This is a genomic window from Streptomyces sp. NPDC091287 (assembly GCF_044768525.1).
GTDB lineage: Bacteria > Actinomycetota > Actinomycetes > Streptomycetales > Streptomycetaceae > Streptomyces.
This window is the reverse complement of sequence record NZ_JBIVUV010000003.1, coordinates 410,699-436,075: the sequence shown is the minus strand read 5'-3', so window position 1 is coordinate 436,075 and position 25,377 is coordinate 410,699. Positions and strand designations below refer to the sequence as shown.

Annotated in this window: 19 protein-coding genes; 15 read left to right on the top strand and 4 right to left on the bottom strand. The window is 71.8% G+C overall.

The genetic code is table 11. The features are described 5' to 3' along the window. Nucleotides 1–27 precede the first annotated feature (27 nt). The 4 genes from ACIQRW_RS06555 to ACIQRW_RS06540 all read left to right on the top strand — a co-directional run bounded on the left by ACIQRW_RS06555 (nucleotide 28) and on the right by ACIQRW_RS06540 (nucleotide 6,806). Nucleotides 28–1,932, top strand: coding sequence for an IucA/IucC family protein (locus ACIQRW_RS06555; RefSeq protein ID WP_403755266.1), 1,905 nt, complete (start codon nucleotides 28–30; stop codon nucleotides 1,930–1,932). Nucleotides 1,933–2,019: 87 nt separating this feature from the next. Then, nucleotides 2,020–2,829 carry a GNAT family N-acetyltransferase gene (locus ACIQRW_RS06550; RefSeq protein WP_403755263.1) on the top strand — a complete coding sequence of 270 codons (810 nt, stop codon included), beginning with the start codon at nucleotides 2,020–2,022 and terminating at the stop codon, nucleotides 2,827–2,829. Between the two features lie 60 nt (nucleotides 2,830–2,889). Continuing rightward, nucleotides 2,890–4,797: an IucA/IucC family protein gene (locus ACIQRW_RS06545; protein ID WP_403755260.1), complete on the top strand. Its 1,908-nt coding sequence runs from the start codon at nucleotides 2,890–2,892 to the stop codon at nucleotides 4,795–4,797. A 38-nt stretch (nucleotides 4,798–4,835) separates the two neighbouring features. Then, nucleotides 4,836–6,806, top strand: coding sequence for an ATP-dependent DNA helicase (locus ACIQRW_RS06540; RefSeq protein WP_403755257.1), 1,971 nt, complete (start codon nucleotides 4,836–4,838; stop codon nucleotides 6,804–6,806). A gap of 125 nt (nucleotides 6,807–6,931) precedes the next feature. On the opposite strand, the gene lexA is transcribed toward ACIQRW_RS06540, so the two are convergent. Then, nucleotides 6,932–7,729, bottom strand: coding sequence for a transcriptional repressor LexA (gene lexA / locus ACIQRW_RS06535; RefSeq protein ID WP_403755254.1), 798 nt, complete (start codon nucleotides 7,727–7,729; stop codon nucleotides 6,932–6,934). 489 nt (nucleotides 7,730–8,218) lie between these two features. On the opposite strand from lexA, the gene nrdR reads away from it, so the two are divergent. Further along, entirely contained in the window at nucleotides 8,219–8,731 is a 513-nt protein-coding gene (gene nrdR, locus ACIQRW_RS06530; RefSeq protein WP_018962021.1) for a transcriptional regulator NrdR, read from the top strand. A 174-nt stretch (nucleotides 8,732–8,905) separates the two neighbouring features. Continuing rightward, a complete protein-coding gene (locus ACIQRW_RS06525) occupies nucleotides 8,906–11,803 on the top strand; it encodes a vitamin B12-dependent ribonucleotide reductase (protein ID WP_403755251.1) in 2,898 nt (965 codons plus the stop codon). Nucleotides 11,804–11,945: 142 nt separating this feature from the next. Here the strand turns inward: ACIQRW_RS06525 and ACIQRW_RS06520 are convergent, their stop codons facing one another. After that, nucleotides 11,946–12,482 (bottom strand): TerD family protein, encoded by a 537-nt coding sequence (locus ACIQRW_RS06520; protein WP_403755249.1) that lies wholly within the window; start codon nucleotides 12,480–12,482, stop codon nucleotides 11,946–11,948. Nucleotides 12,483–12,739: 257 nt separating this feature from the next. Between ACIQRW_RS06520 and ACIQRW_RS06515 the strand changes: the two genes are divergently transcribed. The 6 genes from ACIQRW_RS06515 (at nucleotide 12,740) to ACIQRW_RS06490 (ending at nucleotide 18,641) form a co-directional block, all read left to right on the top strand. Then, nucleotides 12,740–13,345, top strand: coding sequence for a YdbC family protein (locus ACIQRW_RS06515; RefSeq protein WP_403755247.1), 606 nt, complete (start codon nucleotides 12,740–12,742; stop codon nucleotides 13,343–13,345). A 69-nt stretch (nucleotides 13,346–13,414) separates the two neighbouring features. After that, nucleotides 13,415–14,074, top strand: a complete 660-nt coding sequence (locus ACIQRW_RS06510) for a histidine phosphatase family protein (RefSeq protein ID WP_403755244.1) — start codon at nucleotides 13,415–13,417, stop codon at nucleotides 14,072–14,074. Nucleotides 14,075–14,086: 12 nt separating this feature from the next. Further along, nucleotides 14,087–14,995, top strand: coding sequence for an ADP-ribosylglycohydrolase family protein (locus tag ACIQRW_RS06505; RefSeq protein ID WP_403755241.1), 909 nt, complete (start codon nucleotides 14,087–14,089; stop codon nucleotides 14,993–14,995). 225 nt (nucleotides 14,996–15,220) lie between these two features. Next, nucleotides 15,221–17,044, top strand: a complete 1,824-nt coding sequence (locus ACIQRW_RS06500; protein ID WP_403755238.1) for a DUF4153 domain-containing protein — start codon at nucleotides 15,221–15,223, stop codon at nucleotides 17,042–17,044. Nucleotides 17,045–17,223: 179 nt separating this feature from the next. Next, nucleotides 17,224–17,934, top strand: coding sequence for a ribonuclease HII (locus ACIQRW_RS06495; RefSeq protein WP_403755235.1), 711 nt, complete (start codon nucleotides 17,224–17,226; stop codon nucleotides 17,932–17,934). Between the two features lie 62 nt (nucleotides 17,935–17,996). Then, nucleotides 17,997–18,641, top strand: coding sequence for a hypothetical protein (locus ACIQRW_RS06490; protein ID WP_403755232.1), 645 nt, complete (start codon nucleotides 17,997–17,999; stop codon nucleotides 18,639–18,641). Between the two features lie 100 nt (nucleotides 18,642–18,741). Here ACIQRW_RS06490 and ACIQRW_RS06485 read toward each other — a convergent pair whose 3' ends face one another. Beyond that, nucleotides 18,742–19,383, bottom strand: a complete 642-nt coding sequence (locus ACIQRW_RS06485; protein WP_403755229.1) for a hypothetical protein — start codon at nucleotides 19,381–19,383, stop codon at nucleotides 18,742–18,744. 305 nt (nucleotides 19,384–19,688) lie between these two features. On the opposite strand from ACIQRW_RS06485, the gene ACIQRW_RS06480 reads away from it, so the two are divergent. Beyond that, nucleotides 19,689–21,848 (top strand): RecQ family ATP-dependent DNA helicase, encoded by a 2,160-nt coding sequence (locus ACIQRW_RS06480; protein ID WP_403755227.1) that lies wholly within the window; start codon nucleotides 19,689–19,691, stop codon nucleotides 21,846–21,848. A gap of 17 nt (nucleotides 21,849–21,865) precedes the next feature. Here the strand turns inward: ACIQRW_RS06480 and ACIQRW_RS06475 are convergent, their stop codons facing one another. Further along, nucleotides 21,866–22,762: an alpha/beta fold hydrolase gene (locus ACIQRW_RS06475; RefSeq protein ID WP_403755224.1), complete on the bottom strand. Its 897-nt coding sequence runs from the start codon at nucleotides 22,760–22,762 to the stop codon at nucleotides 21,866–21,868. Nucleotides 22,763–22,990: 228 nt separating this feature from the next. Between ACIQRW_RS06475 and ACIQRW_RS06470 the strand changes: the two genes are divergently transcribed. Continuing rightward, nucleotides 22,991–24,364 (top strand): DUF4192 domain-containing protein, encoded by a 1,374-nt coding sequence (locus ACIQRW_RS06470; protein ID WP_403755221.1) that lies wholly within the window; start codon nucleotides 22,991–22,993, stop codon nucleotides 24,362–24,364. A gap of 192 nt (nucleotides 24,365–24,556) precedes the next feature. Then, a complete protein-coding gene (locus ACIQRW_RS06465) occupies nucleotides 24,557–25,315 on the top strand; it encodes an NUDIX domain-containing protein (protein WP_403755219.1) in 759 nt (252 codons plus the stop codon). Nucleotides 25,316–25,377: the final 62 nt, after the last annotated feature.

Here is a 25,377-nt window from a genome sequence, read left to right as displayed (position 1 = left end):
CCCGGAATCCCCACAAGGAAGAACGCCGTGAACCCCACCCCCGCGTCCGAGGCCGACGGCCACGGCACCCCCCAGCACCGAGGGCAGGACGGACCGGCCGCCCCCGGCACGGTCGAGGCGACGACCGTGCCCCGCCAGAAATCCCCGCGCGATCCCGACCCCGCCGCGTACGCGCCCGGTCCGGACCTCCACGCCCGGGCGGACCAGGGCCCGAGCCCCGACGCCCTCGACGACCCGGACCCGCTGCGGGCCGCCGACGCGGCGGGCACGGAGAGCCTCCTGCGGTGCTGGACCCGGGAGAGCGACCTGCCCCGCCCCGACGGCGACACCCTGCGCATCGCCTTCCCCGCCAGCGGCACCGCCCTGCTCGTCCCCGTCCACTACTGGTCCGCCACCGGGGCCCACCGCTTCGGCGCACCCGTCCTGGAGAACGCCCCCGCCGGTGCTCCGCACGCCGACGCCGCCACCGTCGCCGTCCTCATCGGCCGTGAGGGCGGCGAGAGCGGCGCGGGCGATCTGGTCGCCCGGGTCGCCGACTCCGTACGCCACACCGCCGGCTTCATCGACCAGCGGCGGCGCAACCCGGCGGACCCCGCCGAGGCCGACCTCTTCCTCACCGCCGAACAGTCCCTGCTGCTCGGCCACCCCCTCCACCCCACGCCCAAGAGCCGCGAAGGCCTCTCCGAGTCGGAGTCCCGCCGCTATTCGCCCGAGCTCCACGGGTCCTTCCCGCTCCACTGGTTCGCCGTCGACCGGTCGCTGATCGCCACCGACTCCGCCTGGACCGAGGGCGGTCCGGCCACCGCCGACGAACTGCTCGCCCCGCACGCCGAAGGGCTGAGCCTGCCCCCCTCCACCGTCGCCGTCCCCGTGCACCCCTGGCAGGCCGCCGATCTGCTCCACCGCCCCCAGGTCCGCGCCCTCGCCGACACCGGCCTGCTCCACGACCTCGGCCCCCACGGCGAGCACTGGCACCCCACCTCCTCCATCCGCACCGTGCACCGCCCCGGCGCACGGGTGATGCTCAAGCTCTCCCTCGGCGTACGCATCACCAACTCACGCCGGGAGAACCTCCGCAAGGAGCTGCACCGGGGCGTCGAGGTCCACCGCCTCCTGTCGACCGGGCTCGCCGAGCGCTGGCAGCGGGAGCACCCCGGCTTCGACATCGTCCGGGACCCCGCCTGGCTCGCCGTCGACGACCCCGAGGGCGCACCCGTCATGGGGCTCGACGTCATGCTCCGCCACAACCCCTTCGGTCCGGGCGACGACGCCGCCTGCATCGCGGGACTCACCGCGCAGCGCCCCCGCCCCGGCCGGCCCGGCATGCGCTCCCGGCTCGCCGAGGTCGTCTCCGGCCTGGCCGCCCGCTCCGGCCGCGGCGCCAACGCCGTCTCCACGGAGTGGTTCCGCCGCTATCTGCACCACGTCGTGCGCCCCGTCCTGTGGCTCGACGCCCACGGCGGAGTCGCCCTCGAAGCCCACCAGCAGAACACCCTCGTCCTCCTCGACCCGCACGGCTGGCCCGTCGGCGGCCGCTACCGGGACAACCAGGGCTACTACTTCCGCGACTCCCGCCGCGACGAGCTGGAACAGCGGCTCCCCGGCATCGGCGCCGTCAGCGACACCTTCGTCTCCGACCCGGTCACCGACGAGCGGTTCGCCTACTACCTCGGCATCAACAACGTCCTCGGCCTGATCGGGGCGTTCGGCGCCCAGCGCCTGGCCGACGAGCAGGAACTCCTCGCCGTCCTGCGCCGATTCCTCACCGAGACCGCGGAACTGGGCTCACCCCTGCCCGCGTATCTCCTGGAGAACCGCCAACTGCGCTGCAAGGCCAACCTGCTGACCCGGCTCCACGGCCTCGACGAGCTGGTCGGACCGGTCGACACCCAGTCCGTGTACGTCACCATCGCCAACCCGCTGCACAGCTGAGCACCACCTGTCCCGGGCAGACTCCGACCGCACCCGCTTCCGGAGACGCCCACCGACCGCACCCGGTCCAGAGAGGAGAGCGCCACCGTGCCTCCCGCCGACCCCTCAGCGGAATCCGACGCCGTACCGGCCGACCACGGCTCCGCCGAACGGTCCGGGCCCGAACGGTCCGGCCCCGAACCGTCCGGCCCCGAACGGTCCGGCAGCCGCGCGGACGGCGGACCGTTCGGGGCCGAGGACACCCTCGACCTGGAGCTCACCGAGGAACTCCTCGCCCTGATCGCCGAGGGGCGAAGCGCCGGGGCGGCCCGGACCCGGGTCACCCACGAGCTGCTGGGCGACCCCGGGGCCTGGCAGCCCGCGACCACGGCGGCGGGAGAGTTCGCCCTCGTCCCCGTCCGGCCGGAGCGTGATCTCGCCGTCGTCAGCCGCTGGATGAACGATCCTGCCGTGGCGGCGTTCTGGGAGCTCGCCGGACCCGAGTCCGTCACCGCCGACCACCTCAGGCCCCAGCTCGAAGGGGACGGCCGCAGCATCCCGTGCCTGGGCGTGCTCGACGGCACGCCCATGAGCTACTGGGAGATCTACCGCGCCGACCTCGACCCCCTGGCCCGCTACTACCCCGCCCGCCCCCACGACACCGGCCTCCATCTCCTCATCGGGGGCGTGAACAACCGCGGCCGGGGCGTGGGCACCACCCTGCTTCGCGCCGTCGCCGACCTCGTCCTGGACAACCTTCCGCGGTGCGGTCGGGTCGTCGCCGAGCCGGACCTGCGCAACACCCCCTCCGTATCCGCGTTCCTCAGCGCCGGTTTCCGCTTCTCCGCCGAGGTGGATCTCCCCGACAAACACGCCGCGCTGATGATCCGCGACCGAACGTACCGAGCCCAGCTGTGACTTACTCGCCGCACTTTCCACACCGCTCGAACCTCATAGGTTCCATCCGGAGGAGTCCCCGTGCCGATATATCCCGCGAGCCGTGAATCAGCCGAGTCCCCGCAGCTGTTCAGCCCTCCGGAGCTGAACCGACAGATCTGGGACCGGGCCGCCGCACGGCTCCTCGCCAAGATGCTCGGCGAGTTCGCCTACGAGAAGATCATCGAGCCCGTCCCGGAGCCCGGGACCGGCGGACGCCACCGGCTGACCCTTGACGACGGGGGAGTGCTCGCCTTCGCCGCCCGGCGCGGCGTCTACGGCAGCTGGCGCGTCGACCCCGACTCGATCGAGGTCACGACGGGACCGCCGGCCGCCCACGCCAACGGCTCACCCGTCGCCGCGACCGCCGAGGCGCAGTCCAACGGCTCGGCCGGCGGCCCCCGGCCGTTCCGCGACCCGCTGACGTTCCTCACCCGCGCCCGGGTCCTCCTCGGACTCGACGGCACGACGCTGGGCCACCTCATCCGCGAGCTGACCCTGACCCTGTCCGCCGACGCCCGGCTCGACCACACCGCGCTCACCGCGGACCGGCTCGCCGCGCTCGACTACGCGGAGCTGGAAGGGCATCAGACCGGCCACCCCTGGCTGGTGGCGAGCAAGGGGCGGCTCGGCTTCTCCGCCGCCGACGCCGCCCGCTTCACCCCCGAGACCCGCAGCCCGCTCCGGCTGCCGTGGATCGCGGTCAGCACCCGTATCGCGCAGTACCGGGGCGTGGGCCGCGTCGGCACCCCCGAGCAGCTGTACGCCGGCGAGCTCGACCACGACGTCCGGGACGCCTTCGCCGAGGTGCTGCGGGCCCGGGGGCACGACCCGCGGGACTACCTCTACCTCCCCGTACACCCCTGGCAGTGGGACGAGTGGATCGTGCCACTCTTCGCCCCGGCCATCGCCGACGGCGACATCGTGGCCCTGCACACCGACGGGGACGCCCGCCTCCCGCAGCAGTCCATCCGCACGTTCGCGAATGTGGAACGGCCCGAGCGGCACACCGTGAAGCTCCCGCTCTCCATCCTCAACACCCTGGTCTGGCGCGGCCTGCCGACCGAGCGGACCCTCGCGGCCCCCGCGGTCACCGCCTGGGTCCAGGGGCTGTGCGAGGACGACCCGTTCCTGCGCGACACCTGCCGGGTCGTCCTCCTCGGCGAAGTCGCCTCCGTCGCCGTCGAGCACCCGCTGTACGACCACCTCCCCGAAGCGCCCTACCAGTACAAGGAGATCCTCGGCGCGATCTGGCGGGAGCCCCTGCCGCCCTGCCTCGCCCCGGGCGAGAAGGCCCGCACGCTCGCCTCCCTCCTCCATACGGATCCGGCGGGCCGTGCGTTCACCGCGGAGCTGGTCGAGCGCTCCGGCCTCTCCCCGGACGCCTGGCTGAAGCGGCTCTTCGCCGCGCTCCTGCCGCCCCTGCTGCACTTCCTCTACCGCTACGGCACCGTCTTCTCCCCGCACGGCGAGAACGCCATCGTCGTGTTCGACGAGAACGACGTGCCCGTACGGCTCGCCATCAAGGACTTCGTCGACGACGTCAACGTCAGCGCCCACCCGCTGCCGGAGCACGCCACCATGCCCGACGAGGTGCGCGCGGTCCTCCTCACCGAGGAGCCGTCGTTCCTCACCCAGTTCATCCACTCCGGCCTCTTCGTGGGCGTCTTCCGCTATCTGTCCCCCCTGTGCGAGGAGCAGCTCGGCGTCTCCGAGGACGCGTTCTGGTCACTCGTCCGGGCGGAGATAGTCCGCCACCACGCCCGTTTCCCGGAGCTGAGGGAGAGGTTCGAGCTGTTCGACATGCTCACCCCCGAGATCGAGCGCCTCTGCCTGAACCGCAACCGCCTGCTCGTCGACGGCTACCGGGACCGTGCCAGCCGGCCGCACGCGGCGATCCACGGCACGGTCCCCAACCCGTTGCACCCCTCCGCCCGCGTCCGGGAGTGATCGCTGTTGTCAGTGGCGCGCCGTAGGGTGGTCGGGCTATGACGAAGCCATCCCTCCCCGAGCTCCTGCACGCCGCCGTCACCGCCGTCGGCGGTACGGAAAGGCCCGGCCAGGTCACCATGGCCCAGGCCGTCGCCGAGGCCGTCGACGACCAATCCCACCTGCTCGTCCAGGCCGGCACCGGTACGGGCAAGTCGCTCGGCTATCTGGTGCCGGCCCTGGCGCACGGGGAGCGGGTCGTCGTGGCCACGGCGACCCTCGCCCTCCAGCGGCAGCTGGTGGAGCGGGACCTGCCGCGTACGGTCGAGTCCCTGCATCCGCTGCTGCGCCGCCGCCCGCAGTTCGCCATGCTCAAGGGCCGGTCGAACTACCTGTGCCTGCACCGGCTCCACGAAGGGGTTCCGCAGGACGAGGAGGAGGGGCTGTTCGACCAGTTCGAGGCGGCGGCCCCGTCCAGCAAGCTCGGCCAGGACCTGATGCGACTGCGGGACTGGTCGGACGAGACGGAGACGGGCGACCGGGACGATCTGACCCCCGGCGTATCGGACCGGGCCTGGGCGCAGATCTCGGTCTCCTCGCGCGAGTGTCTGGGCGCGACGAAGTGCGCGTACGGCGCGGAGTGCTTCGCGGAGGCGGCCCGCGAGCGCGCGAAGCTCGCGGACGTGGTCGTCACCAACCACGCGCTGCTCGCGATCGACGCCATCGAGGGCGCGCCGGTGCTGCCGTCGCACGAGGTGCTGATCGTCGACGAGGCCCATGAGCTGGTCTCCCGGGTCACCGGCGTCGCCACCGGCGAGCTCACCCCCGCCCAGGTCAACCGCGCGGTCCGCCGGGCGGCGAAGCTGGTCAACGAGAAGGCCGCCGACGCCCTCCAGACCGCCGCCGAGGGCTTCGAACGAGTGATGGAGCTGGCGCTCCCGGGGCGCCTGGAGGAGGTGCCCGAGGACCTCGGGTACGCGCTGATGGCGCTGCGCGACGCGGCACGCACGGTGATCTCCGCCATCGGCGCCACCCGGGACAAGTCGGTCGAGGACGAGAACGCCGTCCGCAAGCAGGCCCTGGCCTCGGTCGAGTCGATCCACGGCGTCGCCGAGCGCATCACCCAGGGCTCCGAGTACGACGTCGTCTGGTACGAGCAGCACGACCGGTTCGGAGCCTCCGTCCGGGTCGCCCCGCTCTCCGTCTCCGGGCTGCTGCGCGAGAAGCTCTTCGCCGAGCGATCCGTGGTGCTGACCTCGGCCACCCTCAAGCTCGGCGGAGATTTCAACGGGGTGGGCGCGTCCCTCGGGCTGGCCCCCGAGGGCACGGCGGGGGAGGACGTCCCCCAGTGGAAGGGGCTGGACGTCGGCTCCCCGTTCGACTACCCGAAGCAGGGCATCCTCTACGTCGCCCGGCATCTGAACACTCCGGGGCGCGAGGGATCGCGTACGGACATGCTGGACGAGCTCGCCGAGCTGGTGGAGGCGGCCGGCGGCCGCACGCTGGGGCTGTTCTCCTCCATGCGGGGAGCCAAGGCGGCGGCCGAGGAGCTGCGGGGGCGGATGGACAGGCCGATCCTGCTCCAGGGCGAGGAGACGCTCGGCGAGCTGATCAAGAACTTCGCCGCCGACCCGGAGACCTGCCTCTTCGGCACGCTGTCGCTCTGGCAGGGCGTGGACGTCCCAGGAGCCAGCTGTCAGCTGGTGGTCATGGACCGGATTCCGTTCCCCCGGCCCGACGATCCGCTGATGAGCGCACGGCAGAAGGCGGTCGAGGAGGCGGGCGGCAACGGCTTCATGGCGGTGGCGGCGACGCACGCCGCGCTGCTGATGGCCCAGGGCGCCGGCCGACTGGTCCGGGCCACGGGCGACAAGGGTGTCGTCGCCGTGCTGGACCCGAGGCTCGCGAACGCACGGTACGGAAGCTATCTGCGCGCCTCGCTGCCGGACTTCTGGTACACCACCGACCGGAACCAGGCGCGCCGCTCACTGGCCGCCATCGACGCACAGGCCAAGGCGGACGGGGCGTGATCCGCCGGTGACTCGCCCGGCCTCCCGACTCCGGGCGGCCGGGCAAGGCAAAGCCCCGGGACCGACGTCGTGATCGACGTCCTAGGTAGGGATCCCGGGGCGGGCAGCCGTGACCGACGCTTTCCTCAGACCCGGCGCAGCACCGCCACCACCTTGCCCAGGATGGTGGCCTCGTCGCCGGGGATCGGCTGGTACGCGGCGTTGTGAGGGAGCAGCCATACGTGACCGTCCTCGCGGCGGAAGCGCTTGACCGTCGCCTCGCCGTCGAGCATGGCGGCGACGATGTCCCCGTTCTCCGCGACGGGCTGGCGGCGGACGGTGACCCAGTCGCCGTCACAGATCGCGGCCTCGATCATCGAGTCGCCGACGACCTTCAGGACGAACAGCTCACCGTCGCCGACGAGCTGGCGGGGGAGCGGGAAGACGTCCTCGACGGACTCCTCCGCGAGGATCGGGCCACCGGCGGCGATCCGGCCCACCAGCGGCACGTAGGACGCGGCGGGCTTGCCCGTCGTGTCGGTCGGCTGGGTGCTGGGCTGGTCCGATCCGCGCACCTCGTAGGCGCGGGGCCGGTGCGGGTCCCGGCGGAGGAAGCCCTTGCGCTCCAGCGCCATCAGCTGATGGGCGACGGACGAGGTGCTGGACAGGCCCACCGCCTGGCCGATCTCCCGCATGGAGGGTGGGTATCCCCGCCGCTGCACGGAGTCGCGGATGACCTCGATGACCCGCCGTTGCCGGTCCGTGAGCCCCGAGCTGTCCGCCCGGATACCGGGGGGCCTGCCGGGCATGGAACGTCCCGGGCGTGCGGGCTCGGGCCCGTCCGTGTTCGTGACTGAGTCATTCATTGCATGCACCGGCTCAACTCGGCTCTGGGAGCGGTGATCCCGGGCGGTGATGGTGGCACTGTCTGCGGTGGTGGTCACGTCGGCCCCTCTCGAATGTTCTCCCTAGCTGGACAACGGTAGTAGCTTTCGAAAGGTTGCGCCAAACACACGTTCGAGTGAAAAACGAATAAAGGGGTGCGGCACCGCTACCGACAGGTGTATGAGCAACAGAATAGAGGCCGCGCGAACGCTTCGCGGAGGCCCGTCGCGGTGCCCGGCCAAGTCTTTCACCCGGGCCCGCGCGCCGGAGCCCCGGCGGCTCGGCGGTCCCGCGTCTCCCGTACCCTCTTCTCTGGCCCACGCTCCCCCCGGGCGGCCTCCGCGCGAGGTCCGACGCGCGACACGCGATGGGGCCGAAAACGCGACTCAACCCTAGATCTAGTGGTTGGATTGCTCCAGTCGCCCAGAAGTTGTGGTCGCGGTTCAACCGCACCGTGGTCATCGCCTATGCTGGGGACTGCTTCCAAGGGCCCGGACAAGGGCCTGAAGAGGCTATTCAGTCGTGCGTGCGAGGGAGGGTTGGGAGCCATGCACTGCCCCTTCTGCAGGCACCCCGACAGCAGGGTCGTCGACAGTCGCACCACCGACGACGGGACGTCGATCCGTCGCCGTCGGCAGTGCCCCGACTGTTCCCGCCGTTTCACCACGGTGGAGACCTGCTCGCTGATGGTGGTCAAGCGCAGCGGCGTGACCGAGCCCTTCAGCCGCACCAAGGTCATCTCCGGCGTCCGCAAGGCATGCCAGGGGCGACCCGTCACGGAGGACGCCCTCGCCAAGCTCGGCCAGCGGGTCGAGGAGGCGGTGCGCGCCACCGGCAGTGCCGAGCTGACCACCCACGACGTGGGACTGGCCATCCTCGGCCCGCTGCAGGAACTCGACCTCGTCGCGTACCTGCGCTTCGCGTCCGTCTACCGGGCGTTCGATTCCCTGGAAGACTTCGAGGCCGCCATCGTGGAACTGCGTACGCAGCGGCCTTCCGCAGAGGACCGCGGGAGCGGAGAGACCCTTGAGGTCCCCGCGCCCGCCATTGCCGCCGACTGAGCGGTACCCGCCCGGGACGCCCGTGCCCGCAGACGTAATGACTGCGGACCGGCGGCAGGGCGACATGAGATGTGCTTCCGGCTGCCGAGTCCGGCTTCCGGAGCATCGGACACACATTGTGCCTGGGAAGATCTGGGCACTTCAGGGCGTTTTCGCCCACATATGGGAGGCGGCATGACAGAGACGGCGAGCGGCCCGGCACGAGGTTCCCGCACCAAGGGCGCCAAGGCGAGCAAGGGTCTGCGTATCGAGCGCATCCACACCAACCCCGGCGTGCACCCGTACGACGAGGTGGCGTGGGAGCGCCGTGACGTCGTCATGACCAATTGGCGCGACGGCTCGATCAACTTCGAGCAGCGTGGCGTCGAGTTCCCCGACTTCTGGTCGGTGAACGCGGTCAACATCGTCACCAGCAAGTACTTCCGCGGGGCCGTCGGCACGCCGCAGCGCGAGACCGGCCTCAAGCAGCTGATCGACCGGATCGTGCGGACGTACCGGAAGGCCGGCGAGGACAACAGCTACTTCGCCTCTCCCGCGGACGCGGAGATCTTCGAGCACGAGCTGGCGTACGCCCTCCTGCACCAGGTCTTCAGCTTCAACTCCCCGGTCTGGTTCAACGTCGGCACGCCCCAGCCGCAGCAGGTCTCCGCCTGCTTCATCCTGGCCGTCGACGACTCCATGGAGTCGATCCTCGACTGGTACAAGGAAGAGGGCATGATCTTCAAGGGCGGCTCCGGCGCCGGCCTGAACCTCTCCCGTATCCGCTCCTCCAAGGAGCTCCTCTCCTCCGGCGGCAACGCCTCCGGCCCGGTCTCGTTCATGCGCGGCGCCGACGCGTCCGCCGGAACGATCAAGTCGGGCGGCGCCACCCGCCGCGCGGCCAAGATGGTCATCCTCGACGTCGACCACCCCGACATCGAGGACTTCATCGAGACCAAGGTCAAGGAGGAGGAGAAGATCCGCGCCCTCCGCGACGCGGGCTTCGACATGGACCTGGGCGGCGACGACATCACGTCCGTCCAGTACCAGAACGCCAACAACTCGGTCCGGGTGAACGACGAGTTCATGAAGGCCGTCGAGGCGGGCGGCAAGTTCGGGCTGCGCGCCCGGATGACCGGCGACGTCATCGAAGAGGTCGAGGCCAAGTCTCTCTTCCGCAAGATGGCCGAGGCCGCCTGGGCGTGCGCCGACCCGGGCATCCAGTACGACGACACCATCAACGCCTGGCACACCTGCCCGGAGTCCGGCCGGATCAACGGCTCGAACCCGTGCAGCGAGTACATGCACCTGGACAACACCTCGTGCAACCTCGCCTCGCTGAACCTGATGAAGTTCCTCAAGGACGACGGCCTGGGTCACCAGTCCTTCGAGGCCGAGCGCTTCGCCAAGGTCGTCGAGCTGGTCATCACCGCGATGGACATCTCGATCTGCTTCGCGGACTTCCCCACGCAGAAGATCGGCGAGAACACCCGCGCCTACCGTCAGCTGGGCATCGGCTACGCCAACCTCGGCGCCCTGCTGATGGCGACCGGTCACGCGTACGACAGCGACGGCGGCCGCGCGCTGGCCGGCGCCATCACCTCGCTGATGACCGGCACCTCCTACCGCCGCTCCGCCGAACTGGCCGCGGTCGTCGGCCCGTACGACGGCTACGCCCGTAACGCCGAGCCGCACCAGCGCGTCATGAAGCAGCACTCCGACGCCAACGCCAAGGCCGTCCACGTCGATGACCTCGACTCGCCGGTCTGGGCCGCCGCGACGGAGGCCTGGCAGGACGTGATCCGGCTCGGAGCGAAGAACGGCTTCCGCAACGCGCAGGCCTCGGTCATCGCGCCCACCGGCACCATCGGTCTCGCGATGTCCTGCGACACCACCGGTCTGGAGCCCGACCTCGCCCTGGTCAAGTTCAAGAAGCTGGTCGGCGGCGGCTCGATGCAGATCGTCAACGGCACCGTGCCGCAGGCGCTGCGCCGCCTCGGCTACCAGCCTGAGCAGATCGAGGCGATCGTCGCCCACATCGCCGAGAACGGCAACGTGGTCGACGCCCCCGGCCTGAAGACCGAGCACTACAGCGTCTTCGACTGCGCGATGGGCGAGCGCTCCATCTCCGCGATGGGCCACGTACGGATGATGGCGGCCATCCAGCCGTGGATCTCCGGCGCGCTCTCCAAGACGGTGAACCTCCCCGAGACGGCCACCGTCGAGGACGTCGAGGAGGTCTACTTCGAGGCGTGGAAGCTGGGCGTCAAGGCGCTCGCGATCTACCGCGACAACTGCAAGGTCGGCCAGCCCCTCTCCGCCAAGACGAAGGACAAGGAGAAGGAAGAGGTCACCGCGAAGGCGGAGGAGACCATCCGCACGGCGGTCGAGAAGGTCGTCGAGTACCGCCCGGTCCGCAAGCGCCTCCCGAAGGGCCGTCCCGGCATCACCACCTCCTTCACGGTGGGTGGCGCCGAGGGCTACATGACCGCCAACTCCTACCCGGACGACGGTCTCGGCGAGGTCTTCCTGAAGATGTCCAAGCAGGGTTCGACCCTCGCGGGCATGATGGACGCCTTCTCCATCGCCGTCTCGGTCGGTCTGCAGTACGGCGTCCCGCTGGAGACGTACGTCTCGAAGTTCACCAACATGCGCTTCGAGCCGGCCGGTATGACGGACGACCCGGACGTGCGGATGGCGCAGTCGATCGTCGACTACATCTTCCGTCGCCTGGCGCTCGACTTCCTGCCCTTCGAGACCCGCTCGGCACTCGGCATCCACTCCGCCGACGAGCGCCAGCGTCACCTGGACACCGGCAGCTACGAGCCGTCGTTCGAGGCGGACGGCCTGGACGCGGACAGCCTGGCCCAGTCCGCGCCGGTCCGCGCCGAGCCTCTGAAGGTGGTGGCGGCTCCCGAGGAGTCCGCCGTGAAGCCCGCACCGAAGACGGCGCACACCTCGGCCGAACTGGTCGAGATGCAGCTCGGCATCAGCGCCGACGCCCCGCTCTGCTTCTCCTGCGGTACGAAGATGCAGCGCGCCGGCTCCTGCTACATCTGCGAGGGCTGCGGCTCGACGAGCGGCTGCAGCTGACCGGACGCGGAACCGCGCCGACGCGCGGCTGACCCGCTGTTCACGAAGGGGACCGGCCATCGGCCGGTCCCCTTCGGCATGTCTCCGGCCCCTTTCGGCGGGTCGCCGTCGCCCGCGCCGGGTTGGCCGGAACTGAGCGACGTCACCCTTCGGCGGCCCGGCTTCCCATCACAGCGGCGAACGCGTCGGGGTCGCCGTCGAAGCCGCGTACGGCCGACCGGAACCCCCAGAGCCCCGAGCCGTCCCGGGTGAACTCCCCGACGACCGCCGCGGTCGCCCACGCCACGTCGGAGAAGTCGCTCTCGGTCAGGCTGGTGTAGCCCTCGCGGATCTCCATCGCCGTGTTCCCTATGTCGCCGAAGGTCTTGTGACCGTCGCGCTGCTGGATGGCGACACCGACCACCACCCGCCCGTACGCCTCGGCCAGCCGGTTGAGCTCGATGGTCATGACCTCGTCGAAGCCGAAACCCTGGCCGGTCCGGCTGTCCCGGTTCAGCGTGATGGTGCCGTCCGGCGAGCGGCTGTCGAAGTGCACCAGATAGGCGGGGGCGCCGTACGGCTCGCCGGCCGGGTAGGTCGCCGCGATGATGTCGAGGTCGTTGGCGGCCGCCCCGTGCCCACTGGGGTCCCATTTGACCCGCACCTCGACCTTTTCGATGTCCTTGTTCGGAGTGCTCAAGGGACTTCCCTCCCGGCCGACGGCCCATGGACCGTTCCCATCACCTGATTCACGATTCACCCGATCATGTACGGAACCGGCCGCGGAACCAACTGCCCCGGCCACGGGCGGCGGATTCGGGCCACTGCCCGGCCCCGGCACGGGTGTTGCGGCCTCCTTGGGCCCCCCGCGCCCCGGGTGCGCGGGCGCAACGGCCGGCCGGGGCGCACTCCCCGGGACCGTGACGCGTGCCACGTTCCGCGCCGTACGATGGCGCGGTGCTGGTGAAGTGGATTCGCTGCTCCGTGGTGGACCGTCATGGTTTCGAGCGGGGACAGCGGAAGTGGGCGGGGCTGCTCGGCGAGCCGGGGTTCCAAGGACAGAGCGGCGGGTGGAGCCGAACGCGCCCCGACGTCGCCCACGTCTTCGCGTTCTGGGAGAACCGCGTCTTCTACGACTCCTTCATGGCCCGCGGGCACGACCGGCTGGCGGCCGGGCAGTCCGGCATGTTCCGCGACATGCAGGTCACGCTCTTCGAGCGCCGCTTCGACGTGAAGACGGGCTTCGAGCCCCACTTCGCGGAGGCGGACGTCGTCAGGGTCGCGCACAGCAGGGTGCACGAGGAGCGCGCCGAGCACTTCGTGCTGATGCAGCAGCAGGTGTGGAACCCCGCCATGGCCGGATCGCCCGGCATGGTGCGCGGCGTGTTCGGCGAGGCGCCCGGGAACGAGTTCCTGGCGCTGTCCCTGTGGAAGTCGAGCGCCGAGCGCGGCAAGTACCGCGCGGCGGGGGCCGAGCGGCTGGCGGCCCGCGCACAGACCGAGACGGACGTGATCGCCCTGACGGGAGACGTCGTGGAGCTGGAACCGTCCTGGACGGTGTGACCCGGTCCGCGTCCGCGCTCCGCGGGCCCCGACCACTCGTGCCGGCCCGGCCCGATCTATGGTCGGGGCATGGCACGACCGCAGCGCATTGTCCTCGTCCGGCACGGCGAGTCCGAGGGCAACGCCGACGACACGGTGTACGAGCGGGAGCCCGACCACGCGCTCCGGCTCACCCCCATGGGTCTGCGGCAGGCCCGGGAGACCGGGGAGGGGCTGCGCCGGCTGTTCGGCGAGGAACGGGTGAGCGTCTACATCTCGCCGTACCGCCGCACCCACGAGACGTTCCGGGCCTTCGGCCTCGACCCGGAACGCGTCCGTGTCCGTGAGGAGCCCCGGCTGCGCGAGCAGGACTGGGGCAACTGGCAGGACCGGGACGACGTACGGCTGCAGAAGGCCTACCGGGACGCCTACGGGCACTTCTTCTACCGTTTCGCCCAGGGCGAGTCCGGCGCCGACGTCTACGACCGGGTCGGGGCGTTCCTGGAGAGCCTGCACCGGAGCTTCGAGGAGCCGGACCACCCGGAGAACGTCCTGCTGGTCACCCATGGGCTGACGATGCGGCTGTTCTGCATGCGCTGGTTTCACTGGTCGGTCGCGGAGTTCGAGTCGCTGTCCAACCCGGGCAACGGCGAGACCCGGACCCTGCTGCTGGGTGAGAACGGCCGCTACACCCTCGACCGGCCCTTCCAGAGCTGGCGGACCCCTGAGCCGTACGGCCGCACCGGATAGAGTGGCAGGGCGATGACCGCTGATTCTGCTTCCGCGCGGCGCCTCGAACGCGCCCTGGCCAGCCTGCGTGGGCTGTCCGTGGGAGACGCCCTGGGCTCCCAGTTCTTCGTTCCGGCCAACTATCCCCTGCTGAAACAGCGGGCCCTGCCGCCCGGGCCCTGGCAGTGGACCGACGACACCGAGATGGCCTGCTCGGTCCTGGCCGTGCTCACCGCGCACGGCCGCGTCGACCAGGACGCGCTCGCCCGCTCCTTCGCCGAGCACCACGACTTCGACCGGGGCTACGGTCCCGCCGTCAACCGGCTCCTCAGGCTCGTGCGGGAGGGCGGCGACTGGCGGGAGCTGTCTTCGGCGCTGTTCCAGGGCCAGGGCTCCTGGGGCAACGGTTCGGCAATGCGTATCGCCCCGCTCGGCGCCTGGTACGCGGACGATCCGGAACAGGCCACGCACCAGGCGGAGATCTCCTCGTACACCACGCACCAGCACCGCGAGGCCGTCGTCGGCGCCATGGCCGTGGCCGCCGCCGCGTCGCTCGCCGCCGCCCCCGGCGGGCCGCCGAGCCCGGAGGATCTCCTCGACGGTGTCATCGCGCTCGTGCCCCGCAGCGCCGTCGGCGCGGGGCTGCGCCGGGCCCGCGACATGCTGGACTACCGGGACGCCGGGACGGTCGCGGCGGTCCTCGGCAACGGCCGCCGGACCAGCGCCCACGACACCGTGCCGTTCGCGCTCTGGTCGGCCGCGAGGAGCCTCGGGGACTACGAGCAGGCCTTCTGGGGCACGGCCCAGGTCGGCGGTGACGTCGACACGACGTGCGCCATCGTCGGCGGTGTCGTCGCGTCGGGCGAGGCCGGAGCGCCCCCGGCCGACTGGCTGGCACAGACGGAGGAACCCCCGGCGTGGCTGACGCCGCTCCCGCGCTGACCGCTCCGCAACCGTCCCGTCTCACCGCCGACCGCCCCTGAACGGTGCTGCGGCCCTCTGTCACGGTCCTGCCACAGGATCACTCTGCGTGTCTGCGAACGAGAGTTCGGGACTAATCTTTCGGCCACGCCGCCCCTCATTGATCTTGAGGGCGTGCGCCGAATGAGACGCCGGGACAGGCGTACGGCCCAGGGCCGCGCGTGGACCCGGTGGGGGAGGGGTCCCATGTCCGATCAGCCGTCCGAGGCGTCCAGACCGCCCGAGAATCCGAAGGAAGCCGGCGCGCCCCGGCCACCGGAACCGCCTGCGGCCTCCGAGGCCGCAGGCGCACCGACAGCGAATCAACCGGATCCGACCGCGGCGAGGTCCGCCGGTGCGCAGGCCGCCGATGCCGCGCCGCCCTCCGCGGTGTGGGATCCCGCCCCGGCGCAGGTCTCCGGCGACCCGCGCCAACGGGCCCAGGCGGCTGGAGCGAACGGGCCGACGGGCAGCCCCTGGCAGTACGGAGCCGGGGCACCCGCTGCCAAGGACGATGGTGTGACGGCCCGGCTCCGACCCCCCGCACCGCCCCTGATCCGCCCCGCTGTGCTCGGCGCGGTCCTGGCCACCGCCCTCCTGAGCGCGCTCTTCCTGGGCGACGGACTCGGGGTGAACCTCCTGATCGTGGCCGTGCCCGCCGCCCTGGCCGCGTTCTTCGCCGCCCGGGCGGCAGGCCGCCGGCTACGCCCCTGGACCGCGACCTGGGCGGTGGGAGGACTCGCGCTGCTCGCGGTGCCGGCACTCCGGGACGCGGGCTGGCCCACCTTCCTCGCCGTGGTGTCCGCCTTCGCGCTCGGCTCGCTCGCGCTGCACGGCAGCCGCAGCTGGCTGGGGGTGCTGATCGGCTCGCTGGGGCTGTTCGACTCGGTCGTCCCCGGCATCATCTGGGGCGTGCGGGGGGTTCGCGCACGGGCTGACGGGTCCCGGGCGCGCTGGGGCGCCGCCCTGCGCACCACGGTGGTGGCCCTCGTGCTGCTGGTGGTGTTCGGAACCCTCTTCGCCAGCGCGGACGCCGCGTTCGCCGAACTGCTGGGCAGCCTCATGCCCGACGCCTCGGTCGGCGAGGGGCCGTGGCGGATCTTCCTCTTCGCCCTCGGGCTGGCCGGCGCACTCGCCGCCGCGCACGCCGCGGCCGCCCCGGTGCGCTGGGACGGGATCACCGTACGGCCCGGCAAACCCCGGGGACGGGCCGAATGGGCCCTTCCGCTGATCGTCCTCAACCTGCTCTTCGCCGCGTTCATCACCCTCCAGCTCGTCGTGCTCTTCGGCGGTTACGACAAGGTGCGGGACGTGACGGGGCTCAACCACGCCGAGTACGCCCGCCAGGGCTTCTGGCAGCTGTTGTGGGCCACGCTGCTCACCCTTCTCGTGATCGCCCTGGCCCTGCGCTGGGCACCGCGCGGCGGCACCGGGGACCGCACCCTGGTGCGGTCGGTCCTCGGCCCCCTCTGCGTGCTCACCCTCGTCGTGGTCGCCTCCGCGCTGCGCCGCATGGACCTGTACGTCGACGAGTACGGCCTGACCAGGCTCCGGATATCCGTGGCCGCGATGGAGCTCTGGCTCGGGGTGGTGCTGGTCCTCATCCTGGCGGCAGGCGTCTTCGGGGCCCGGTTCCTGCCCCGGGCCATCGCGGTGAGCGCGGCGGCCGGCGTCCTGGCCTTCGGGCTGCTCTCACCGGACGGATTGATCGCCGAGCAGAACGTCCAGCGCTTCGAGGACAGCCGGTCGACCGCCATCGACATCGACTACGTCAAGGACCTGTCCGCCGACGCCGTACCTGCCCTGGACCGACTGCCCGAACCGGAACGCTCCTGTGCGCTGCGGATCATCCAGAACGACGTCCTCGACGCCGACACCCCCTGGTACGCGACCAGCTGGGGAGAGGCGCGGGCGAAGGAGATCCTGGAGAAGCGCCCGGTGAAGGGCGACGCGCGTGACTGCTACAGCGCGGGCAGGGAAGGGACCCGGGACGGATACGAGCCGGACGACGACGGCTACGACCCGTACTGAGCCGACGGGCCCCTTGAGCCCACGGGTTCAGGGGGCCACGACCATGCGGCCAGGGGGTCCACACCCACGGGGCCAGAGGGTCGGCAGGACCTCGAACCCGCCTCCGCCGACTGATTCGCAGGACGCACGGCGCCCCGGGGTGTTGTTGCCGTGGCTCTCGGCGTACGCTGGCTGGCGCCATGCCGTACGAACCACCCACGCACACCGTCGAGCGCTCACTTCGCGCTACCACCGGTGCCAGGACCGTCGCCGGTGTCGATGAGGTCGGACGCGGAGCGTGGGCCGGACCCGTCACCGTGTGCGCGGCGGTCACCGGTCTGCGCCGACCGCCCGAAGGCCTCACCGATTCCAAGCTGTTGACCCCCCGGCGGCGCGCCGAGCTCGCTCCCGTGCTGCGGAGCTGGGTCACCGCCTACGCGCTGGGCGACGCCTCGCCGCAGGAGATCGACGACCTCGGAATGACCGCCGCCCTCCGGCTCGCCGCCGTGCGCGCCCTGGAGGGGCTGCCGGTGCGCCCCGACGCGGTGATACTCGACGGCAAGCACGACTATCTGGGCGTTCCCTGGATGGTCCGCACCGTGATCAAGGGCGATCAGTCCTGTATCGCGGTCGCGGCCGCCTCGGTGATCGCCAAGGTGCACCGTGACCGGATGATGGCCGAGCTGGGCGCCGCGTCCGAGGACTGCGCCGACTTCGCCTTCGGTGCCAACGCGGGGTATCCCTCGCCCGTGCACCGGGCCGCGCTGGAGGAGCGGGGGCCCACGGCCCATCACCGCCTCTCCTGGGCGTATCTGGACGCGCTGCCCCGGTGGCAGCACCTGAAGAAGGTCCGTTTTTCCGCCGAGGCGGCCGCACTCGAAAGCGGGGGCCAGCTCGGCTTCGAATTCTGATCGCGCACACGCGCCCCTCTTACCGACGCCGACGACATCGGCGTTCGCCACAGACCACCTTCATGCCTCTGATCTCCGAGGAGCCTCAGATTCCCGAGAGCGCCCAGGGTCCCCGCGTCACTCCGGCCGCCGGCCGCACCGCGCCGACCCCCCGTCCCGTACCCGGTCCGCGTTCCGCGGCCACCCCGCGTCCCGGCCGTCCGGGTCCCGGCCCCGCGCGCCCCGCGCCCCCGGCGCAGCGCGCCCACCCCGCCCCTGCGGCACCCGCCGCTCCGGCGCCGACCCCCGCCCGCCCGGAGCCGACGGAGAATCGTTCCGCGCCGCAGATCCAGCTGATCCCGGCCCCGGCGGCCGGAGCACTCGACGCGGCCGAGGAAGCCGTCGACCTGCTGCTGGAGTCCGGTCGCGCACCGGGCGACATCCTGGTGCTCACCACCGGCGAACAGCACCCGTGGGCCGCCCACGAGCTGTCCTTCGGCGAAGCCGCGTACTGGGCCCAGCACGACGCGGGCGACGACGTCTTCTTCGCCGACATCTCCGCGGCGGACCGGGCCACATCCCGGCCCGTGGTCGTCGTCGCCGTCAACGACGACGCGGACCCGGCCGTGGCCCGTACTCTGCCCGCCGCGCGTGACCGCGCCGCCGCGCTGCTGATCGTCTGCGGGGACCCGCAGACGATCAACTCCGCACTCGGCGCCGGGGTCTGAACACACCCCACCGGTGCTCCCGCCCCCACGGGCGGGCGGGAGCACCACCGCCGGTCGCCCGGTCACGACAGGGGCCGACCGGCAGGTGCGCCGTACCCGCTCAGCGGGCCGCGGTGCGCCGCAGCGCCTCCGCCGCTCCGCCGCCCGACCGCGTCGGCGTGGTCCGGTGCTCGACGACGGCGTCGGCCAGGAGCGCCGGCTCCGACAGCGAACTGGGCCGCCGCCCGCCCCTTCCCTCGCCGAGCACCTGCCAGCCCCCGCGGGTGAGCGTGATGTAGGCGCCGCAGCGGAGGCCGTGCAGGGTGCAGGCGTCCCGCAGGCCCCACATCCACGCACCGTCCTCCTCGGTCCAGCGTTCGTCGCCGTCACGGCAGTACAGAAGCACGGCCGTACGGACCGGAGTACGGCGTCGCAGATCGTGCGGGACGACGCGCCGCAGCTGCGCCAGCAGGGCGTTGCGAAACTCCCAGCCGTCCGCGGCCACCGTCGCCCGGCGGGCGAACGAGGCGCTCGCCGTGAGCCGTTCCTCATGATCGAGGACCGCGACCACGGCGGTGGCCGGAGTCGGTCGGTGCCGGGAATGCAGTCCGCTGACGACCTCCCGGGGGCTCCGGAGCAGGGGTATGCCCGCCGAGGCCCACTCCGCTGGTTCGAGCATCCGGGCAAGGCGGTTGTCGGAGTCTGCGGAAACCGAGGACGCCGCTGTCGAAGTGGCTGTGGACGGGGCGAATCCGAAGGTCACGGTCCTCCCTTCGCTACGCGCCCACGGTGCGGGCAGGGTCGAATGAGGGCGCGCCGCGGCACAGCCCTTCCGGGCCCGATGAGGAACTGTGCGGGGGCAGCTCCAATTCTCCCTGGCCTACCGGCAGGCGGCAACGAGCAATTGCTGTGGCTGACGGGAATCAGCCGGAATGACACTGATATCCCTGCCCATACCCACCCGGGATGACTCCCTCCGTCACCCCTGAATCGCGAGGACCAGCAGAAACACCGTCGTCGCGGTGGGTGGATTCGCTGATTGTCAGTCCCATCGGGTTGCATGGGGGCATGGACACCCTGGAGCTCCGCACCGAAGCCGACGCCATCCTCGCTGAGCTGGTCGGTGCGCCCGGAGGCTCGGCGCGGTTGCGGGAGGACCAGTGGCAGGCGGTGGCGGCCTTGGTGCAGGAGCGCCGTCGTGCGCTGGTGGTCCAGCGCACGGGGTGGGGGAAGTCCGCGGTGTATTTCGTGGCCACCGCGCTGCTGCGTCGGCGCGGAGCCGGCCCGACGGTGATCATCTCGCCGCTGTTGGCGTTGATGCGCAACCAGGTCGAGTCGGCGGCGCGGGCAGGCATCCAGGCGCGCACCATCAACTCTGCCAACCCCGAGGAATGGGAAACGATCTACGGAGAGGTGGAGCGCGGCGAGACCGACGTTCTCCTGGTGAGCCCGGAGCGCCTCAATTCCGTGGACTTCCGTGATCAGGTGCTGCCGAAACTCGCGGCGACGACCGGCCTGCTGGTGGTCGACGAGGCGCACTGCATTTCCGACTGGGGGCATGACTTCCGGCCCGACTACCGTCGGCTGCGCACGATGCTCGCGGAGCTGCCGGCGGGAGTGCCGGTGCTCGCCACCACCGCCACGGCGAACGCGCGGGTGACCGCGGACGTGGCGGAGCAATTGGGCACCGGGGGCGGGGACGCGTTGGTGCTGCGCGGGCCGCTGGACCGCGAGAGCCTACGGCTGGGCGTGCTGGAGCTGCCGAACGCGGCGCACCGGCTCGCGTGGCTGGGGGAGCGGCTGGGCGATCTGCAGGGTTCGGGGATCATCTACACGTTGACGGTCGCGGCGGCGGAGGAGGTCGCAGCTTTCCTGCGGCAGCGCGGATATCCGGTGGCCTCGTACACCGGGAAGACGGAGAACGCCGACCGGTTGCAGGCGGAGGAGGATCTGCTGGCGAATCGGGTGAAGGCCCTGGTGGCGACCTCCGCACTGGGAATGGGCTTCGACAAGCCGGACCTCGGCTTCGTGGTGCACCTGGGATCACCCTCGTCGCCGATCGCCTATTACCAGCAGGTGGGGCGTGCCGGGCGCGGCGTGGACCATGCCGACGTCCTGCTGCTGCCGGGCAAGGAGGACGAGGCGATCTGGGCGTATTTCGCTTCGGTGGGATTCCCGCCCGAGGAGCAGGTGCGGCGCACCCTGGACGTGCTGGGACAGGCGGGCCGTCCGTTGTCGCTGCCGGCGCTGGAGCCGTTGGTGGACCTTCGGCGCTCGCGTCTGGAGACGATGCTGAAGGTCCTGGACGTGGACGGTGCGGTCAAGCGCGTGAAGGGCGGCTGGACCGCGACAGGACAGCCCTGGGCGTACGACGCGGAGCGGTACGCGTGGGTCGCGAAGCAGCGGGCGGCGGAGCAGCAGGCGATGCGGGACTACGTGGCGACCACGGCGTGCCGCATGGAGTTCCTGCAGCGGCAGCTCGACGACGAGAAGGCGGTGCCGTGCGGCCGCTGCGACAACTGCGCCGGCCCCTGGCTGGACCCGGCCGTCTCCTCCTCGGCCCTCTCGGCGGCGACGGGTGAGCTGGACCGGCCGGGCGTCGAGGTCGAGCCCCGCAAGATGTGGCCGACGGGCCTGGCCTCGGTGGGCATGGACCTCAAGGGCCGAATCCCCGCGGGGCAGCAGGCGATGACGGGACGTGCGCTGGGGAGGCTGTCCGACATCGGCTGGGGCAACCGTCTGCGCCCGCTCCTGTCGGCGCAGGCGGCGGACGGGCCGGTCCCTGACGACGTACTGAACGCCGTGGTGACGGTGCTGGCCGACTGGGCCCGCTCGCCGGGCGGCTGGGCCGGCGGATCTCCCGATGCGGTGGCGCGCCCCGTGGGGGTGGTCGTCGTGCCGTCACGCACCCGTCCCCAACTGGTCACCTCCCTGGCCGAGGGCGTGGCCCGGGTCGGGAGGCTCCCGCTCCTGGGCAGCCTGGCCCTCACCCCGCATGCCGACGAGCACGCCGCGCACCGCAGCAACTCCGCCCAGCGGCTGCGCGCCCTGGCCGACTCCTTCACGGTGCCCGACGAACTCGCCGCCGCGCTGGCCGAAGCCCATGGCCCGGTTCTGCTCGTCGACGACTCCACCGACTCCGGCTGGACCCTCGCCGTGGGCGCGCGCCTGCTCCGCCGGGCCGGCGCCGATCAGGTGCTCCCGCTGGTCCTGGCCGTGGCGGGATAGGCCGAGCCCCGACCGCTTTACCGTCCCCGTTCCGGCCCCGGGAGCGAGCTCGAAAGGTGAACGCGCAGGAGTTCTGCCACTTCTGGAGCGGCCTGCTCCGGAATCCAGTGCCCGACTCCGGTCAGGGTGTGGAAGGTGTACGGGCCGGTCACGAGCCTGCGGGTGTGCTCGCTGCCTGTCCGGCCGAGGACCGGATCGCTGTCGCTGTTGATGAACAGCGTCGGGACGGTGACCTCGGCCAGCTGGCTCGATGTGCTGAAGGGCATCGCCCGATACCAGTTGAGGGCAGGGGTGAGAGCCCCCGATGCCACCAGGAACTCCAGGTCCCGGGCGAGACGTGCCGCGGTCTGCCCGGCCGCCATGCGCGCGGTGGCGCGCGGTGGAGCGGACGGATCGAGGCGGCGTATCAACAGCTCTGGAATCCAGGGCAGTTGGAAGGCGAACATGTACCAGGACATGAGGAACTGGCGGCTGGTGAAGACGGCCCGCATGAAGGCGGCGGGGTGCGGGACGGAGAGTGCGGTCAGGGTGGCCACCACGTCCGGCCGGGCCGCGGCCAGTGTCCAGGCGACCGCGGCTCCCCAGTCGTGCCCGACGACGTGCACCTTGCCGCCGCGGGGTTCGGCTGCCTCGATGAGGGCGACGACATCCTCGGTGAGCTGGGACATGCGGTAGGAGATCCTGCCGCGTGGCCGGGCCCGGGGTGAGTACCCCCGCTGGTCGGGTGCCAGAGTGCGGTATCCCGACGCGTGCAACAGCGGTGCGAGCAGGTCCCAGGAGCTGGACCTCTGGGGAAACCCGTGCAGGAGCACGACGACCTCCCCGGCGAGCGGTCCCTGGTCCACGACGTCGAAGACCAGACCGTCGCGGCCGAACGACGTCAGCCGCCCGTCGGTGCTGAGCCGGGCCGTCACGTGTGGTCCCACCGGCCGCGACGCGGGTCCATGAACACTCCGATGTGATCAGCGAATACATGCGGGTAGTCGCTGATTACATGGGCCGCGCGGGGGCGTGTCAAGGTGTGATACAGCGAGCGGCGCGAACACAGCACGATAGCGAGCCCCGAGCGACAGGAGCGACCCCTGTGGATAACGTTATCCACAGGGGTCGCGGGGCGAGGCGGACTGAGGGACCGTCAAGGCATGAACAAGCACCATGAATCCACCGGCCCGGCCGCGGAGCAGCAGATCACCCTGCGCGGCCCCGCCGAGCTCGCCGACGCGCTCCCTTATCTGATGGGCTTCTATCCCAACGACAGTGTCGTGATGGTCGCCCTGCACGGCGGCCGGGGCCGGTTCGGCGGCCGGCTCCGCCTCGGAATTCCGCAGGCGCCCGGCGAATGGGGGCCGGTCGCCGACCAGTTGGCGGATTGCCTGGTATCGGGGAGTGAGCGCCGCGAAGGACGGCCCGACGCGATCGTGATCTTCCTCTGCCAGGACTCTCCGGACGGGTCGGGAGGCAGGCTCACGATGGAGCGGCTCAGGCCTTTCGCGCAACGCCTGCGCACGGCGTGCGGAGCACTCGACGTTCCCGTCCTCGAAGCGCTCTGCATCTCCGACGGCCGCTACTGGTCCTACTGTTGCCCCGACCCCCGGTGCTGCCCCGACCAGGGAAATCCCCTGGTCATGCCCGGCACCACGGTGATGGCCGCGGCCGCCGCCTACGCGGGCGTCCATGTGCGGGGCACGCTGCGCGACATGGAGGCGCGGCTCCAGCCCTGGCGGGCCCCGGCAGTCGTGACCGCGCAGGAGGAGGCCCTGGACAGGGCAGGGCCGGCGCTGATCCCGAGGCTCCTCGACGAGCGGGCCCGGGGAGAGGTCGCGGCGGAGACCCTCCGGCTGGCGCGCACCCTCATGGACCGCATCGAGGAGACACAGCCCGCGCCGCCCGCGCTCTCGGACGCCGGGGACGACCAGTTGATCGGCTCCGACGAGGCCGCGGCCGTCATCCTCGGGCTCCAGGACCGGGAGACCCGGGACAAGGCCGCCGCCTGGATGGAGGGGGCGGAAGCGCAAGCGGCCCTGCGGCTCTGGCGGACGCTGGCACGGCGTTGCGTCGGACCGTACGGGGAGCATGCCGCCGCTCCGCTCACCCTGGCGGGCTGGGTCTCCTGGTCCACGGGAGACGAGCCGGGCGCGCGGGTCGCCCTGACGCTGGCGCTGCGCGCAGATCCCGGCTACACGTTCGCCCAGCTGCTGCATCGGGCCTGCAACGAAGGGCTCGACCCGGAGGCCCTGCGCCGTTGCTTGCGCGAGGCCGCGGACGGGGCGAGCCCCGACGCCCGGGCCGTGGGGGCGGTGATGGACACCGCCGCCGACCGGGGCGCCACCTCGCGCGTCCACAAGGTCCGCCCGCTGGCCGACGGGGGCCGGCGGCGGGGGAGCGCTCACCGGCGCCCGGGTGCGGGGCGGGTGAAGCCGTCACCCGCTTCGGCCCGTCCCTGGACCTCGGTGGCCGGCCGGCGGTCGCGCGAGGCCCGGCGGTACGGGCGACGTGGCAGCAGGACGCGGAGGTGACCCAGGGTGCGAGCCGAGGAACCGCCGGGGCAAGTCCGCCCGGCCTGCCGTCCGGCCGCCCGGCCTGCCGACCATCCGGAATCCGGGCTACCGCCCGACTGATCGCTACGCATCCGAAATCGTGGCGTCCCGACTGATCACGAGCATGCCGAAGGGAGTGTTTATCGTCAGGCAGACGACTATGATCGCGGCATGCCGCCCTACGACCCGTCGACCTTCCCGCCCTTCGCTGTCACCGTCGACCTGGTCGTGCTCACGGTGCGCCGTCACGCGCTCTGCGCGCTGGTCGTCCGCCGCGGAGAGACCCCGTTCCAGGGCAGATGGGCGCTGCCCGGTGGATTCGTCAGGATGGACGAGGACCTGGGGTCCGCGGCGGCGCGTGAACTCGTCGAGGAAACCGGCCTCAGCGCGCACGACCCGGCGAAACCGGCCGCGGGCAACGGGGCACATCTGGAGCAGTTGGCCACGTACGGAGATCCGGCGCGCGACCCCCGGATGCGGGTGGTCAGCGTCGCCCACCTCGCCCTCGCGCCGGACCTGCCCGCGCCCCGGGCGGGCGGCGATGCCAACAGCGCGCGCTGGGCGCCGGTCGAGGATCTGCTGCATCCCGGCGCCGGGCGGGAGGGCGAGCAGGCGGCGTCGCTGGCCTTCGACCATGCGCGGATCCTGGCCGACGGCGTGGAGCGCGCCCGCTCCAAGATCGAGTACTCCTCCCTGGCCACCGCGTTCTGCCCGCCGGAATTCACGGTCGGCGAGCTGCGCCGGGTGTACGAAGCGGTGTGGGGTGTGGTCCTCGACCCCCGCAACTTCCACCGCAAGGTCACCGGAACGCCCGGATTCCTGGTGCCTTCCGGTGGAACGACCACGCGTCAGGGAGGCCGGCCCGCGCAGTTGTTCCGGGCCGGGGCGGCCACGGTGCTCAATCCGCCGATGCTGCGACCCGAGGTCTGAGCCACCGGGCGTTCCGCCGGGATGGCCCCGCGGAACGCCTGTCGGCCCCCCCTGCACCAAAA